We start from the raw sequence: 14,101 nt of genomic DNA, 5'->3' as shown, positions 1-14,101 counted from the left end.
AGCCTTCCCGTCCTTTTCCGTCATGCCGGACTTGATCCGGCATCCCGCTTCTTCTCAACGGTGGGAAGAAACGGGACCCCGGCTCAAGGCCGGGGTGACGAAGTAGCCTACGCCATCGCCGCCCTCACCCGCCTCCGCTTCACCTTCGCCCGCCACCCGCGCGCGCGCCACCACATGATCACCCCGGTGACCGCGAGCAGCACGGGGATCATCCCGCCCAGGAAGATCGCCCAGCGCCACAACAGCCCCATGCCGGTGCCGTCGTGGACTCGCCGCATTAGCCGCATCACGCCCTCGGGCGCGGGCGGCTCGCGCTTCGCCGCGCCCGTGCGGTCGTCGACAGTGACCTGGCCGCGCGCGAGCCGGACCGTCCATTCGGCCTTCTTCTCCGTCGGCCAGGAAACCTGCCTGACCTCACCGCCCGCGAGCGCCAACACCTCCTCGACCGGGCGGGCAGTCGCCTCCAGCGGCGCGGCCGGGCGCGGACGCGGACGCGGCGCTTCGCCCGAGAGCGGGCCGAAGAACGCCGGGAACGAGATCCACGCGCCTGTCAGCGACAGCACGAACAGCGGCAGCGAAACCCAGAAGCCGAACTGGTAGTGCAGATTCGTGTCGGTGTTCGCGTGCCGCCGCCACCGGAAGCCGCGCCGCCAGCTCCCCGTCATCGGCCACCACAGCCACAGCCCGGTGAGCGCCGATACCATCATCGCCACGCCCACCCAACCGACGATCTGCCGTCCCACGCCCGGCACCATCAAGCTGCCATGGAGCACGTGCAGGACGCGCATGATCCCGGCGTTGTTGGGCGCCACCTCCAGCACGCGCGCGGTCGGCGGGTCGAGGTAGATGTTGGTCCGCTGCGGCGGGCCGGGCCGATCGGGCGCATGGGCCGGCGCGGCCGCGACGGTCACCGGGCCGCCGTGATCGGGCATGGCGAGCGAAGCGACCCGCTCGCCCGGCCTCATCGCCGTCCGCGCCGCCTCGAGATACGCCGCCGGCGCGAGCGTCACGTCGCCGCTCGTCGCGTAGCGGTCCGGGTACACCCAGGGCTCCAGCTCCTCGTGCCACACCAGCACCGCGCCGGTGAACGAGATGGGGATGATCAGCGCCGCGAGCAGCAGCCCCAACCATTTGTGCAGCTGGAACCAGGCGCGCCGCAGCGCCTGCTTGCTCGCCATCACAGCCTCGCCCGGATCGTCAGGCGCGCGTTCAGCGGTACGCCGGTGGAAATGTTGTTGTCGGAATGCGCGGTCGGAAAGTACCCGTCGTCGAACAGGTTCTCGACGTTCAGCTGCGCCTCCAGCTTGTCGGAAAGCCGGTAAAAGGCCGCGAGGTCGACGCGCGTATAGGCCGGCAGCGCCACCGCGTTCGAGATGGAGGTGAACTGCCGTGACCGGTGCTCCACGCCCGCCCCCAGCCCCAGCCGCGGCGTCGCGTCCCAGCGGCCCCAGAGCGAGACCTGGTGCTTGGGCACCAACGCCACGTTCCGGCCAGCGGGCGCGGCGGCGGTGGTGCGGCGGATCTCGGCCTCCTGGAGCGCATAGGCGGCGCTCACCGTCAGGTTCGGGACTACGCGGCCCGACGCCTCCAGCTCGATCCCCCGGCTGCGCTGCGCGCCCGTCAGCACCACCTCGCCCGGGTTCGGCCCGGCCGCGCGCGTGTTGGTGCGGTCGAGCTGGTACACCGCGCCCGCCAGCAGCAGGCCCGGCCGCGGTTCCCATTTCACGCCGGCCTCGACGTTCTCGAACTTCTCCGGCTCCAGCGCCGCCGAGGTGAGGTCGAGCGAGGCGAACTGGTCGCCCGATTGCGGCAGGTAGGAGCGGCCGTAGCTGCCGTAGAGCGACACGGACTCGACCGGGTGGACCACAAGGCCGGCGCGCGGGCTCCACAGCTCGTCGGTGCGGCGGAAGCGCTCGCCGGTGTAGAGGTTGACGCTCCTGAGGCTGAACCGGTCGTAGCGGATGCCCGCCAGGATCTCGACGGGGCCGATCGTCACCTGGTCCTGCGCCAGCAGCGCGAAAAAGTCCGCCTCGCTCGCCGTGGAGCGCTCGCCCGTGCCGCGGCGGAACACGGGCGCGGGCGCGGTGAACGGGTCGGTCAACGGCCGGGTGATCTGGCGGCCGCCCATCGTGGCGCCCGCGACGCCGTCCCAGAAACCGTTCAGCCGGTCGGAGCGCGTGCGCTGGTCGCCGAACTCGACGCCGAGGAGGATGAGGTGCCGCGCCGCGCCCGTCGACGCGCGCCAGGTCAGGTCGGTCTGGCTCAGCAGGTTCTCGCGCTTCTGCGCGTCGAAATACGCGCCGAGCGCCACCGTCGGCGCGGCCGCGGTGCCGGCGAGACCGTTGGGGAAGACGTTGCGGTAAAACTTGTCGTAATCGGCGTACTGCAACCGGCTGACGAGGCCGAAATCGTCGCTCGGCCGGTGCTCGGCGGTAGCGCGTAGGATGTGCGCCTCGAGCCCGAGCTCGTTCGCGCCCTCCACGCCGAAGAAGGTGTCGCGGAAGCCCCGGAGCGGCCGGCCGCCTTGCGACGGCACGCCGCGGTCGACCACGCGCGCGTCGTCGACATATTCATACGAAAGGGCGACGCCGGTGCTCGGGCCGAACAGCGCGCGCACCGTCGGGTTCACGGCGAAGGCGCGGCCGTCGAACACGTCGCGGTGGTTGCGGAACTCCTCGCGGTACGCGTTGACGCGCGCGGCGACCTGCTCGCTCAGCGGCAGGTTTGCGTCCGCGTCCAGGTACCACGCGCCGAAGCTGTCGACGGACGCGGTGCCCGCGCCGAACGTCTCGAACAAGGGCTGCTTGGTGACGCGGTTGACCACCCCGCCCCCGCCGCCGCGTCCGAACGTCATGGCGCTGGGGCCGCGCAGCACCTCCACGCGGTCGAGATTGTAGAGCGGACGGTAATATTGCGCGTCGTCACGAAGCCCGTCGACGAAGAAGTCGGCCGTCGAGTTGTTGCCGCGCAGCACCACCTGGTCGCGATGCCCCTCGCCCTGCGCCGCGCTGGCACCCGGCACCGCGCGCAGCACGTCCGACACCGAGCGGAAGGCGCGGTCCTCGATCTGCTCTTCCGTCGCCGCGGTCACCGCCTGCGGTACATCCTTGAGCTCGGTCGGCGTACGCGTGGCGGTGCGCGTCTCCTCGACGGCGTAGCCTTCGCGGCGGCCGGTGACGACGACGACCTGACCGGACGCAGGCTCGTCGGCGGCGACGGCGGCGCGGTCGGTCCCGGCGGACAGGCCGGCGGCCAGCGCCATGAGCGATATGAACATTGGATCCCCTTTCGGAGATCCTCGCTATTGAGAGTCGTTCGCAGAGTCAACGCTAATGCGAACTGTTCTCAGTTTGGCCGAACCTGAACAACCAGCTCCGGATCGCGCTGGCGAGGTTGGGCGGATCGCGTTGCTTGATGCGAGCCGCGTCGATTGCGGCCACCAGCGCGGACAGCGGCACGTCGCGCGCGCGGGCCTGACGCTCCAGTGCGGCCCAGAAGACGGGTTCGAGGCTGACCGACGTCTCGTGCCCGGCGATCGTCACCGAGCGTTTCACCGGGCCGAAGAACCCGCCAGGAGGTGGGTCGATCACGCCTTAACTCCTCCCCCGCTTACAGCGGGGGAGGGGGACCGCGCCCGCAGGGCGTGGTGGAGGGGGTACATCACGATGCCGCATCCCGTAGCTCCCCCTCCACCAGCTTCGCTGGTCCCCTTCCCCCGCCGTGGGCGGGGGAGGAATTTGATCACCGCGCGTCGAACAGCGCGGCGAGCTGTTCGATGATCGTGCCGCCCAGCTGCTCGGCGTCCATGATCGTGACTGCGCGCTGATAGTAGCGCGTGACGTCGTGGCCGATGCCGATCGCGACGAGCTCTACAGGCGACTTGCCCTCGATCCAGCCGATCACCTGCCGCAAGTGCCGCTCGAGGTACGATCCCGAATTCACGGAGAGCGTCGAGTCGTCCACCGGCGCGCCGTCGGAGATCACCATCATGATCTTGCGTTCTTCCGGTCGGCCGATCAGCCGGTTGTGCGCCCAGAGCAGCGCCTCGCCGTCGATATTCTCCTTGAGCAGCCCCTCGCGCATCATCAGCCCGAGGCTGGCGCGCGCGCGCCGCCAGGGCTCGTCGGCACGCTTGTAGACGATGTGGCGGATGTCGTTGAGGCGGCCCGGCTGCGGCGGTCGCCCCGCGGCGAGCCACGTCTCGCGCGACTGCCCGCCCTTCCAGGCGCGCGTCGTGAAGCCGAGTATCTCCGTCTTGACCCCGCACCGCTCCAGCGTGCGCGCCAGGATGTCGGCCGAGATCGCCGCAATCGAGATCGGCCGTCCGCGCATCGAGCCCGAGTTGTCGATCAGCAGCGTGACGACCGTATCGCGGAAATCGGTATCCCGCTCGATCTTGTAGCTGAGCGAGTGCGTCGGATTGACCACCACGCGCGCGAGCCGGGCCGCGTCGAGCAGCCCCTCCTCCTGGTCGAAGTCCCAGGAGCGCGACTGTTGCGCCATCAACCGCCGCTGGAGCCGGTTGGCGAGCTTCGACACCGCCGATTGCAGGTGCACGAGCTGCTGGTCGAGATAGCCGCGCAGCCGCTGCAGCTCCTCCGGATCGCACAGCTCGGTGGCCCCCACCACCTCGTCGAATCGCTCGGTCCACACCTTGTAGTCGAACTGCGGCGAGAAGTCCGCAAAGGACCGGTTAGGGCGAATAGGCTGCATACCCTCCTCGCCCTCGTCGCCCGGCTCGCCGTCCATGTCCTCCAAGTCGTCACCGAACTCGGCCTGCTCGCCCTGTTGCTGGTCCGACTGCTGCTGCTCGCCGCGCGCCTCGACCTGACCTTCGCCCTGCGAGCCTTCGTCCTCCGACTGCTCGCCTTCCTCTTGGCTCTCCTCGTTCTCGCCCTCGTCCTCCGAGCCGCCCTCGTCCGCCTCCTCGGGCGCGACCTCGCCCTCGATCAGCTCCAAGTCCTCGAGCAGCTTGGTCGCCAGCGCCTGGAACGCGCGCTGGTCGTCGAGCGCGAGCCGAAGCGCGGACAGGTCCGACTTAGATTCGATCCACTCGCGCACCAGCTCCAGCCCCGGCGCGGCGGTCGCGGGCACGGCCTCGCCCGTCAGCTTCTCGCGCACGAGCAACTGCAGCGCCGTCGACAGCGGCACCTCCGCCGCGGTGCGCGCGCGCGAGATCGGGTCGGACTTGAGGCGCATGTCGAGCGCCACACCCAAATTGTCGCTGATGCCCTGATAGCCACGCGACCCCAGCGCCTCGACGCGCGCCGTCTCCACGGCGTCGAACACCGCCCGCGCCACCGGCTCGGCGGGCGCGCCCCGCGCGTGGAGCCCCGCGTCGTGGTGCCTGAGGCGGAGCGCGAACCCGTCCGCGAACCCCCTCGCTTCCGCCACCTGGTCGGGCGGCAGCTGGCGGGCGGGCATGGGCACCTTCAGGTGCTTGCCCGACTGCGCCGGCGCGTCCGCGGTAAAGGCGAGCTCCACCTCCGGCTCGTCCGCCACCGCCCGCGCGGTCCCGGCGAGCACGTGCTTGAAGCGGTCTAGGGGCGTTTCCTGGGTCACGTCAGGCCCTGCCGGCGACGCTCTCCGGCAGGTCCTTGCCGAACACGCGCTGGTAGTATTCCGCCACCAGCGGCCGTTCCGCCTCGTCGCACTTGTTGAGGAACGACAGCCGGAACGCGAAGCCGACATCGCCGAAGATCAGCGCGTTCTGCGCCCAGGTGATCACGGTGCGCGGGCTCATGACGGTCGAGATGTCACCGTTGACGAAGCCCTTGCGCGTCAGGTCGGCGACGCGGACCATCGCCTCCACCGTCTTCTTGCCATCGGGCTTGTCATACTCGCCCGACTTGGCGAGCACGATCTGCGCTTCGGTCGCGGCGGGCAGGTAGTTCAAGCCCACCACCACGTTCCAGCGGTCCATCTGGCCCTGGTTGATCTGCTGCGTGCCGTGATAGAGGCCGCTCGTGTCGCCCAGCCCGACCGTGTTGGCGGTCGCGAACAGCCGGAAATAGGGGTTGGGCCGGATCACGCGGTTCTGGTCGAGCAGCGTGAGCTTGCCCTCCGTCTCCAGCACGCGCTGGATCACGAACATCACGTCCGGCCGCCCCGCGTCATACTCGTCGAACACGAGCGCCACCGGGTGCTGCAGCGCCCAGGGGAGCAGGCCCTCGCGGAACTCGGTCACCTGCTGCCCGTCGCGGAGCACGATCGCGTCGCGGCCGACGAGATCGATGCGGCTGATATGCGCGTCGAGGTTGATGCGGATGCACGGCCATTTCAGCCGCGCCGCCACCTGCTCGATATGCGTCGACTTGCCGGTGCCGTGATAGCCCTGCACCATGACGCGCCGGTTGTGCGCGAAGCCCGCCAGCACCGCCAAGGTCGTGTCCGGGTCGAACACGTAAGCGGGGTCGAGGTCCGGCACCCGCTCGTCCGCTTCCGAAAAGGCGGGCACGTTCATGTCGCTGTCGATCCCGAACAGCTCGCGCACCGACACCGTCTTGTCGGGCGTGGCGAGCAGCGTGCGGTCGCGGTTGTCGGGGACGGTGTTGGGGAGGTCGGTCATGGAGCGCCTTTGCCGTTCGCAGTCCTCCTGCGAACGGAATGGTGGGAGGTCAACCCGCGCTCACCTACAGGGACCCCATCGAAGTACTACTTCGATGGGACCCGCGTTGGCGGCGGGAACAGGGTGGCGAAACGCGCGAGCGCGCCACGATCTCCCTCGATTGTGAGCATGCCGTCGCGTTCAAGCGCGTCGGCCGGCGCGCCCGCATAGACGAGCGCCGCCACGCCCTGCGTCGTGCCGCCCAGCACGAAGTCGGGCGCGTCCGGCAGCCCGCGGCCGATCGCCACCTGGCCCCGCTCGAGCGTGAAGCGGAACTGGTCCTCGCCGAACCGGAAGCCCGCGCTGAGCGACAGGTCGCCCGCGCGCTCGGCGGAGAACATGGTCCGGAGCGACAGCATCAGCGACACCGCGCTGAACGGCCGCGTGGGGTCATGGGCGGGCGAGCGCGCCGCCCAGCGCCCCAGCGCCTGGAACACCGGCCCCGCTTCCTGACCCCAGGGCGTCAGCGCATAGACTTGCACCGACGCAGGCGGCGGCAGCTTCTCGCGCCGTACAATCCCCGCCGCCTCCAGCCCCTCCAGCCGCTGCGTCAGCACGTTGGCGCTTAAGCTCGGCAAGCTGCGCCGCAGCTCGGAGAAGCGGCGCGGGCCCAGCATCAGCTCGCGCATCACGGGCAACGCCCAGCGCTCGCCGATGATGTCCATCCCGTGCGTCGCTGCGCAGGCGTCGTCATAGCGCCGCTTCGCCTCGCTCCGCCGCGACTCGGTTAGTTTTTCTAACTTCATGGTTGCTTTTTATAACTGAGTAGCGCATCAGAAGCAAACGGCGATTCGGACCGGAGGAGAGTGACATGCCCAAGATGATCTTCGTGAACCTGCCCGTCGCCGATCTGGCGCGCTCCACCGCCTTTTACGAAGCGATCGGCTGCACCCGCGACGAGCGGTTCTCGAACGACCAGGCCGCGATGATGGTCTGGTCGGACACGATCAGCTTCATGCTGCTCACCCACCCCTTCTACGCGGGCTTCACGTCCAAGCGGATCGCCGACGCGCGCGAGACGTCGGAGGTGCTCCTCTGCCTGTCGCGCGACTCGCGCGAGGAGGTGGACGCGATCGTCGACGCCGCGGTCGCCGCCGGCGGCACCGGCGACGTGCGCCCGCCCCAGGACATGGGCTTCATGTACGGCCGCAGCTTCGAGGATCCGGACGGCCACGTCTTCGAGCCGATGTACATGGACGTGGAGGCCGCGACGGCGGCGACCGGCCAGCCCGCGGCCCAGGCCGCCTGACCGGACGGAGACGCACGGTGACCGCGACCCGCAGCTTCCTCGTCGGCCTCGCCTCCTTCGCGGCGACCGCGCTCGCGATCCTGGCGTGCCACGCCGACCCGCTCCTCGCCTGACCTGAAGGAGAGCACCATGACCTATATCGACGGCTTCGTGATCGCCGTTCCCGCCGGGAACCGCGACAAGTTCATCGAGCACGCCCGCACCGCCGACCCTGTGTTCATGGAGCTGGGCGCCACCCGGATCCTCGAATGCTGGGAGGACGACGTGCCCGACGGCAAGCGCACCGACTTCCGCCGCGCGGTGGAGGTCCAGAGCGGCGAGAAAGTCGTCTTCTCCTGGATCGAGTGGCCCGACAAAGCGACGCGCGACGCCGCCATGGCCAAGATGACGGAGATGATGGGCACCGACCCGCGCATGGACCCGGCCAAGAACCCGATGCCGTTCGACGGCGCGCGGATGATCTATGGCGGGTTCGCGCCCATGATGGACGAGGGCGGCCGCGACGGTGCCTATGTCGACGGCTTCCTGGCGGCCGTGTCGGAGGACGGCCGCGACGCGTACCTGGACCACGCGCGCAAGGCGGCGCCGATCTTCGCCGAGTACGGCGCGACGCGCGTCGTCGAGGCTTGGGGCGACGACGTTCCCGACGGCAAGCGCACCGACTTCCGCCGTGCGGTCGACGCCCGGGACGGCGAGCGTGTCGTGTTCAGCTGGATCGCCTGGCCCGACAAGGAGACGCGCGACGCCGGCTGGGCCAAGATGATGGCGGACGAGCGCATGGCCGGCCCGATGCCCTTCGACGGCGCGCGCATGGTCTATGGCGGGTTCCGGCCCGTCGTCGAGCTCTGAGGGAGGACACGATGGCCGACAAGCTCACCACCGTCCTCTGGCTTGACCACGGCGAGGCGCGCAGAGCCGCCGAGTTCTACGCCGCGACCTTCCCCGACAGCCATGTCGGACCCGCCGCGGCCGCGCCGACCGACTTCCCCGGCGGCGGGGAGCAGGGCTCCGAGATCACGGTCGAGTTCACGGTGCTCGGCCGCGCCTTCTCAGGCCTGAACGGCGGCCCGAACTTCCGGCCCAACGAGGCGGTCAGCTTCATGGTCGTGACCGAGGACCAGGCGGAGACCGACCGCTACTGGGACGCGATCGTCGGCAATGGCGGCCAGGAGAGCGAGTGCGGCTGGTGCCGCGACCGCTGGGGCTTCTCCTGGCAGATCACGCCCCGCGTCATGCTCGACGCGCTGCAAGCCGGCGGCGACGAGGCCAAGCGCGCCTTCGAGGCGATGATGACCATGAAGAAGATTGACGTCGCCGCCATTGAGGCGGCGCGCAAAGGAGTGCCCGCGTGACCGACACCACCCACGAACTGACCGTCACCCGCCTGATCGACGCGCCGCGCGAGGCGGTGTGGCGCGCCTGGACCGACCATGGCGAGGAATGGCTCTGCCCCCGCCCCTGGCGCGCCGAGGTGCTGGAGATGGACCTGCGCTCCGGCGGCGCGTCGCGCATGATGTTCCACGGCCCCGACGGCGAAGCGATGCCGCTCCAGGGCGTGTACCTGGAGGTGCGGCCCGGTGAGCGCGTGGTCTCCACCGACGCGCTCGACCCCGACTGGCGGCCGCACGGCCCCTTCATGGTCCGGGTGGACGAGTTCGCCGACGAGGGCGGCGGCACCCGCTACACCGCCACCGCGCGCCACTGGACCGCCGAGGCCAGGGCGCAGCACGAAGCGATGGGGTTCGAGGCGGGCTGGGGCGCGTCCGCCGATCAGCTGGCTGAGGTCGCGAAGCGCCTCGCGGCCGGCGGCGCCTAGGCGAACGCCGGCGCTTGGCGCAGCTGCTGATAGGCGGCGATCACCTTCTGGAGCATGCCTTCGTGGCTCCGGTCGCCGCCGTTGCGGTCGGGATGGTACTTCCGCACCAGCTCCGAGTAGCGCTTGCGCAACGCGTGCCGGTCGGCGTCGGCGTCCAGCCCGAGCACCTTCAGCGACTCGCGATCCTGCCCCGACAAGGGCTTGCCGTCGGTCCGCTCGGGCGCGGCGGTGCGGCGGAAGCGGGCGGCGATCGCGTCCAGGGGATCGGTGAAGTCCGCCCAGCGCGGGCCGCGGTCGCCGCCCCCGTTCGCGAAGGCGCGCGTCTCGCGTTCCCAGCCGGCATAGGGCCGCTGCGCGTGATGGATCTCGTCGGCGGTCATGCCGTCGAAGAAATTGTAGCCCGCATTGAACGCCCGGACATGGTCCAGGCAGAACCAGCGGAACCGCGGCGGCCGATCCGATCCGCCCGCGCCCTCCAACGGCGGCGCGCGGAACTCGCCCGCCTCCGCGCATTGCGGGTGGTCGCACACCCGCCCCGTACCCTCGACCCGGCCGTGGAAGCGCGCTCCCGGCCGGTCCTTCGTCTCACCGCGCTTGCGCGTCACGAAACCAACTCACTCCCTGAACAAAGCGGCCTATATAGGCCGGATGCACACCCCCGCCACCGGCCCCGTCGCCGACCAGATCGCCATTCGTCTCAACGAGTTGCTCAGCCCGTCGCGGCTGCAGGTGGTCAACGAGAGCCACCACCACGCCGGCCACATGGGCGACGACGGCACCGGCGAGACGCACTTCGCGGTCGCGATCGAGAGCCCCCGCTTCGCCGGCCTCAACCGCGTGGCGCGCCAGCGGCTCGTCAACCAGGCGCTCGCCGACCTGCTCGCCACGCGCATCCACGCGCTCTCCATCAAGGCGACCGCGCCCGGTGAGTGAGCGCCGCCCCCGCCCCGCCGCGCGCATCCTGCTGGTGGACGCCGCGGGCCGCGTGCTCCTGTTCCGCTTCACCGTCGCCGGCCGCGCGCCCTTCTGGGTCACCCCCGGCGGCGCGCTCGATGCGCACGAAGCGTACGAGGCCGCCGCCCGGCGCGAGCTGCGCGAGGAGACCGGCCTCGACCTCGACCCCGGCGCGCAAGTCGCCCGCCGCGTCGTCGACTTCGTCAGCGTCGAGGGCGTGCCCGTCACTGCCGACGAGCGCTACTTCCGCGTCGACGTGGGCGCGCACGAGGTGGATCCCGCGCTCCACACCGACCTCGAGCGCGAGGTCATGCAGAGCTGGCGCTGGTTCGAGCGCGCCGAAATCGCTAACTGGCCGGAGGCGATCTACCCGACCGACCTCCTCGCCATGCTGGAGCAGACCGATGCAAGGCAGCTTCGTCCTACAGACGCTTGAGCCCGTCACCCACGATCTCGGCGGCTTCAAGGTCCACCGCACGCTCCCGGCCAAGGAGCGCACTATGGTCGGTCCGTTCCTGTTCTTCGACCAGATGGGCCCCGCCGCGCTGCCGACCGGCCAGGGCATCGACGTCCGCCCCCACCCGCACATCAACCTCGCCACCGTCACCTACCTGTTCGACGGCGCGATCGACCACCGCGACTCGCTCGGCACCATGCAGCGGATCGAGCCCGGCGCCGTGAACCTGATGACGGCGGGCCACGGCATCGTGCATTCCGAACGCTCGCCCGGCGACGAACGCGCGCACGGCCCCGTCCTCTCGGGCATCCAGACCTGGCTAGCCCTCCCCGACGAAGCGGAGGAGGTCGATCCCGCCTTCCAGCACGTCGGCGCGGCCGATCTCCCCGTCATCGAGCATGCCGGCGCCCGGGCGCGCGTCATCATGGGCGAGCTCTGGGGCCAGCGCGCCCCGACCATCACCTACGCCGGCACCATCTACGCCTCCATCCTGCTCGACGCCGGCGCGCAGGTGCCGATCGACGCCGCGGCCGAGGAACGCGCGATCTACCTAGCCGACGGCGAGGCGACGCTGGAAGGCGTGCCCCTCGGACCGCAGCGCCTCTACGTCCTCAAGCCCGGCGTCGCCGCGACTTTACGTTCCGGCACCGTCGGCGGCCGCGTCATGCTCTGCGGCGGCGACGCGTTCCGCACGCCTCGCCACGTGTGGTGGAACTTCGTCAGCTCCAGGCGCGACCGCATCGAGGAGGCCAAGCGCGCCTGGAAAGCCGGCGAGTTCCCCGCCGTGCCGGGCGACGACAAGGAATGGATTCCGATCCCCGAGGTCCCCAAGACGGTGAGCTATCCATGACCAGCCTCATCAACGACCGCGTGAGCCTCCCCACCGGCGTCGACCTCGACGTGGCCATCGCCGGCCGCCGCGACGCGCCGGCCGTCATCCTGCTCCACGGTTTTCCCGAGTCGCACCGCACCTGGCGGCACGTCATCCCCGATCTCGCCCGCGACCATTTCGTGATCGCCCCCGACCAGCGCGGCTACGCCCGCTCGTCCAAGCCGCAGGGGGTCGAGGAATACGCCGCGGCCAAGATCGTCGCCGACGTGATCGCGCTCGCCGACCATTACGGCGTCGACCGCTTCACGCTCGTCGGCCACGACTGGGGCGGCGCCATCGCCTGGGGCGCGGCGATCGGCCGGCCCGACCGGGTGGCGAAGCTCGTCATCGTCAACGCCCCGCACCCCTACGTCTTCCAGCGCAGCCTGATCGAAGACCGCGACCAGCGCCGCGCGTCGCAGTACATCCGCACCTTCCGCGACACCTCGATCGACCAGGGCCTGACGGGCGCGGGGCTGGAGCGCTTCTTCGGCTCCACCTTCGCCAAGGTGCTGACGAGCACCGTCGCAGGCGACGACAAGGCCGCCTATCTCGACGAATGGTCGCAACCGGGTGCCATGACCGCCATGCTCAACTGGTACCGCGCGTCGAACTTCGTCGTCCCCGAACCCGACGAGCAGGCCGAGCGCCCCGCCTGGCTCGACGCCCCCTTCCCGCCCGTGACGCAGCCCACGCTGGTCATCTGGGGCATGGGGGACAAGGCGCTGCTGCCGGTCCAGCTCGAACTGGAGCCCCACGTCCCGAACCTCACGATCGAGCGCATCGAGGACGCGGGCCATTTCGTACCCTGGGAGAAGCCGGAACCGGTGATCGCCGCCATGCGGAGATGGGGCGTCTAACCCAAATTCCTCCCCCGCTCACAGCGGGGGAGGGGGACCGCGCCGCTTGCGGCGTGGTGGAGGGGGTGCAGGGGGATGCCGCATCCCGTTGTTCCCCCTCCACCAGCTTCGCTGGTCCCCCTCCCCCGCAACTGCGTTGCGGGGGAGGACTTAGAGCCTCAACCGGTACGCGTCCTCCAGCATCGCCGAGTCCAGCCCCTCCGGCCCGCCCGGCCTGACCCAGGCCCCGTGCGCGTGGGAGGTCGCCACCACCGCCCACCCGTCCCCACCCGGCCAGCCCCGCACGCTCACCATCATCTCGCCGATCGCCCGGTCGGGCTCCATCGCCACCCAGGCGAGCGGCCGCTCGGGCGTCGCCCGCGCACCCGCCGCCGTCATCGCCGCCCTGATCCGCGCGGCGGCGCTGTCGGGCAGATACTGCCACACCACCGAGTGCATCAGCACCCGCGTCACCCCCGCCGGCTGCGGCTCGGCCAGCCGCGCCTCCACCCAGTCCGCCGCATCCGCCCGGCTCAGCGCCACGCCGCCCTCGCGCACCATCGCGATCGCTTGGCGGAGCCGCTCGGCGCGCTCCGGCACCTCCGGCCACGCATAAGCGAGCAGCCGCGCCTCTACCGCCGGATCGGCGACGTCCAACGGCTGCACGTCGCACCCTCGCGTCGAGACGATCTCGATCGGCGCTGCCTCCGGCACGCCGCCCAGCCATTCGGGCCGGATTGTCACCGGCGAGCCTTCCGGCCCCACCTCCACGCCGCCCAGGTCGAACCGGTACCGGTCGATCAGCAGGTTGAGCCCTCCGCTCGACCCGATCTCCAGCAGCTCCAGCCTCGGCCCGAACCGCCGCGCCACCTCCAACAGGCCGACCATCAGCGCCCCCGAGCGCCCCGGCTCGTTCGTCTGCGGCGGCCCGTCGAGCCAGGGCGACACCGCGTCGTCGTGCCGCGCGAGCACCGCGTTCAGCGTCGCCGCGTCCGGCGCGGCGCGTCCTGCGAACATCTCGGCGAGCGCCGCATCCGCCCCCGCCCGCACCAGCGCGTGGAGCCCGCCCATCAGCCTGAGCGGCAAGGCGTCGCGCGTCGGCTCGCCCGGCCAGTCGAGCACCCGCGCGCCCGTCCGGCTCTCCCGCGACAACCCCGCGGCCAGCGCCGCGCAGATGCCCGCGTAGATCGGCGCGCCCATCTTGCGGCAGTAGTGCTCCTGGATCAGGAACGCCCCGCGGTTGGTCTGCTCGTCGGCCATTCGTCCTCGCCGACGCACGTTGCCTCCCCACCTCGCCGCAAGTAAAGC

16 protein-coding genes are annotated in these 14,101 nt (G+C 70.8%); 8 read left to right on the top strand and 8 right to left on the bottom strand.

Translation table 11 applies throughout. From position 1 onward, the window contains the following. Positions 1-107: 107 nt before the first annotated feature. From CKY28_RS09520 to CKY28_RS09495, 6 genes are all read right to left on the bottom strand, one after another. On the bottom strand, positions 108-1,178 hold the full coding sequence (locus CKY28_RS09520) for a PepSY-associated TM helix domain-containing protein (RefSeq protein ID WP_095998092.1): 1,071 nt from the start codon (positions 1,176-1,178) through the stop codon (positions 108-110). Beyond that, on the bottom strand, positions 1,178-3,277 hold the full coding sequence (locus tag CKY28_RS09515) for a TonB-dependent receptor (RefSeq protein ID WP_245841744.1): 2,100 nt from the start codon (positions 3,275-3,277) through the stop codon (positions 1,178-1,180). Before CKY28_RS09515 ends, CKY28_RS09520 begins: the two co-directional genes overlap by 1 nt. Before the next feature lie 52 nt (positions 3,278-3,329). After that, positions 3,330-3,590, bottom strand: coding sequence for a ribbon-helix-helix domain-containing protein (locus CKY28_RS09510; protein WP_095998091.1), 261 nt, complete (start codon positions 3,588-3,590; stop codon positions 3,330-3,332). Between the two features lie 151 nt (positions 3,591-3,741). Further along, entirely contained in the window at positions 3,742-5,562 is a 1,821-nt protein-coding gene (cobT, locus tag CKY28_RS09505) for a cobaltochelatase subunit CobT (RefSeq protein ID WP_095998090.1), read from the bottom strand. Between the two features lies 1 nt (position 5,563). Further along, entirely contained in the window at positions 5,564-6,568 is a 1,005-nt protein-coding gene (gene cobS, locus CKY28_RS09500) for a cobaltochelatase subunit CobS (RefSeq protein ID WP_095998089.1), read from the bottom strand. An 86-nt stretch (positions 6,569-6,654) separates the two neighbouring features. Beyond that, positions 6,655-7,353: a winged helix-turn-helix transcriptional regulator gene (locus tag CKY28_RS09495; RefSeq protein WP_095998088.1), complete on the bottom strand. Its 699-nt coding sequence runs from the start codon at positions 7,351-7,353 to the stop codon at positions 6,655-6,657. A gap of 65 nt (positions 7,354-7,418) precedes the next feature. On the opposite strand from CKY28_RS09495, the gene CKY28_RS09490 reads away from it, so the two are divergent. From CKY28_RS09490 to CKY28_RS09475, 4 genes are all read left to right on the top strand, one after another. Then, the gene (locus CKY28_RS09490) at positions 7,419-7,856 is read left to right on the top strand and encodes a VOC family protein (protein ID WP_095998087.1); all 438 of its coding nucleotides are present in this window, start codon (positions 7,419-7,421) and stop codon (positions 7,854-7,856) included. A gap of 129 nt (positions 7,857-7,985) precedes the next feature. Further along, complete coding sequence (locus CKY28_RS19355; protein ID WP_095998086.1) at positions 7,986-8,705, top strand: DUF1428 domain-containing protein; 720 nt, start codon at positions 7,986-7,988, stop codon at positions 8,703-8,705. A gap of 11 nt (positions 8,706-8,716) precedes the next feature. Then, on the top strand, positions 8,717-9,208 hold the full coding sequence (locus CKY28_RS09480) for a VOC family protein (protein WP_095998085.1): 492 nt from the start codon (positions 8,717-8,719) through the stop codon (positions 9,206-9,208). Continuing rightward, positions 9,205-9,672, top strand: coding sequence for an SRPBCC family protein (locus CKY28_RS09475; protein ID WP_095998084.1), 468 nt, complete (start codon positions 9,205-9,207; stop codon positions 9,670-9,672). The genes CKY28_RS09480 and CKY28_RS09475 overlap by 4 nt, the downstream gene beginning before the upstream one ends. Here the strand turns inward: CKY28_RS09475 and CKY28_RS09470 are convergent. Continuing rightward, positions 9,669-10,277: a J domain-containing protein gene (locus tag CKY28_RS09470; RefSeq protein ID WP_095998083.1), complete on the bottom strand. Its 609-nt coding sequence runs from the start codon at positions 10,275-10,277 to the stop codon at positions 9,669-9,671. The two genes, CKY28_RS09475 and CKY28_RS09470, sit on opposite strands and share 4 nt — an antisense overlap. Positions 10,278-10,320: 43 nt before the next feature. On the opposite strand from CKY28_RS09470, the gene CKY28_RS09465 reads away from it, so the two are divergent. Genes CKY28_RS09465 through CKY28_RS09450 form a run of 4 tightly spaced genes read left to right on the top strand, consistent with a single transcriptional unit; the run spans position 10,321 to position 12,814 of the window. Next, positions 10,321-10,605 (top strand): BolA family protein, encoded by a 285-nt coding sequence (locus CKY28_RS09465; RefSeq protein WP_095998082.1) that lies wholly within the window; start codon positions 10,321-10,323, stop codon positions 10,603-10,605. Then, on the top strand, positions 10,598-11,062 hold the full coding sequence (locus CKY28_RS09460) for an NUDIX hydrolase (protein ID WP_095998081.1): 465 nt from the start codon (positions 10,598-10,600) through the stop codon (positions 11,060-11,062). Before CKY28_RS09465 ends, CKY28_RS09460 begins: the two co-directional genes overlap by 8 nt. After that, positions 11,031-11,933 (top strand): pirin family protein, encoded by a 903-nt coding sequence (locus CKY28_RS09455; protein WP_095998080.1) that lies wholly within the window; start codon positions 11,031-11,033, stop codon positions 11,931-11,933. The genes CKY28_RS09460 and CKY28_RS09455 overlap by 32 nt, the downstream gene beginning before the upstream one ends. Further along, positions 11,930-12,814 (top strand): alpha/beta fold hydrolase, encoded by an 885-nt coding sequence (locus CKY28_RS09450; protein ID WP_095998079.1) that lies wholly within the window; start codon positions 11,930-11,932, stop codon positions 12,812-12,814. Before CKY28_RS09455 ends, CKY28_RS09450 begins: the two co-directional genes overlap by 4 nt. A 150-nt stretch (positions 12,815-12,964) precedes the next feature. Here CKY28_RS09450 and CKY28_RS09445 read toward each other — a convergent pair whose 3' ends face one another. Next, positions 12,965-14,053, bottom strand: coding sequence for a DUF2332 domain-containing protein (locus CKY28_RS09445; protein ID WP_095998078.1), 1,089 nt, complete (start codon positions 14,051-14,053; stop codon positions 12,965-12,967). Positions 14,054-14,101: the final 48 nt, after the last annotated feature.

The sequence above is a fragment of the Sphingomonas lenta genome, assembly GCF_002288825.1.
GTDB classification, from domain to species: domain Bacteria; phylum Pseudomonadota; class Alphaproteobacteria; order Sphingomonadales; family Sphingomonadaceae; genus Sphingomonas; species Sphingomonas lenta.
Note: the sequence above shows the minus strand (reverse complement) of the source record. Positions and strands in the feature narration are given on the sequence as shown.

Bases quoted from the DNA above. Each gene is read 5' to 3' on its own strand.
- CKY28_RS09520 (WP_095998092.1), bottom strand. From the start codon at position 1,178: ATGGCGAGCAAGCAGGCGCTGCGGCGCGCCTGGTTCCAGCTGCACAAA.
- CKY28_RS09515 (WP_245841744.1), bottom strand. From the start codon at position 3,277: ATGTTCATATCGCTCATGGCGCTGGCCGCCGGCCTGTCCGCCGGGACC.
- cobS (WP_095998089.1), bottom strand. From the start codon at position 6,568: ATGACCGACCTCCCCAACACCGTCCCCGACAACCGCGACCGCACGCTG.
- CKY28_RS09495 (WP_095998088.1), bottom strand. From the start codon at position 7,353: ATGAAGTTAGAAAAACTAACCGAGTCGCGGCGGAGCGAGGCGAAGCGG.
- CKY28_RS09490 (WP_095998087.1), top strand. From the start codon at position 7,419: ATGCCCAAGATGATCTTCGTGAACCTGCCCGTCGCCGATCTGGCGCGC.
- CKY28_RS19355 (WP_095998086.1), top strand. From the start codon at position 7,986: ATGACCTATATCGACGGCTTCGTGATCGCCGTTCCCGCCGGGAACCGC.
- CKY28_RS09480 (WP_095998085.1), top strand. From the start codon at position 8,717: ATGGCCGACAAGCTCACCACCGTCCTCTGGCTTGACCACGGCGAGGCG.
- CKY28_RS09465 (WP_095998082.1), top strand. From the start codon at position 10,321: ATGCACACCCCCGCCACCGGCCCCGTCGCCGACCAGATCGCCATTCGT.
- CKY28_RS09455 (WP_095998080.1), top strand. From the start codon at position 11,031: ATGCAAGGCAGCTTCGTCCTACAGACGCTTGAGCCCGTCACCCACGAT.
- CKY28_RS09450 (WP_095998079.1), top strand. From the start codon at position 11,930: ATGACCAGCCTCATCAACGACCGCGTGAGCCTCCCCACCGGCGTCGAC.
- CKY28_RS09445 (WP_095998078.1), bottom strand. From the start codon at position 14,053: ATGGCCGACGAGCAGACCAACCGCGGGGCGTTCCTGATCCAGGAGCAC.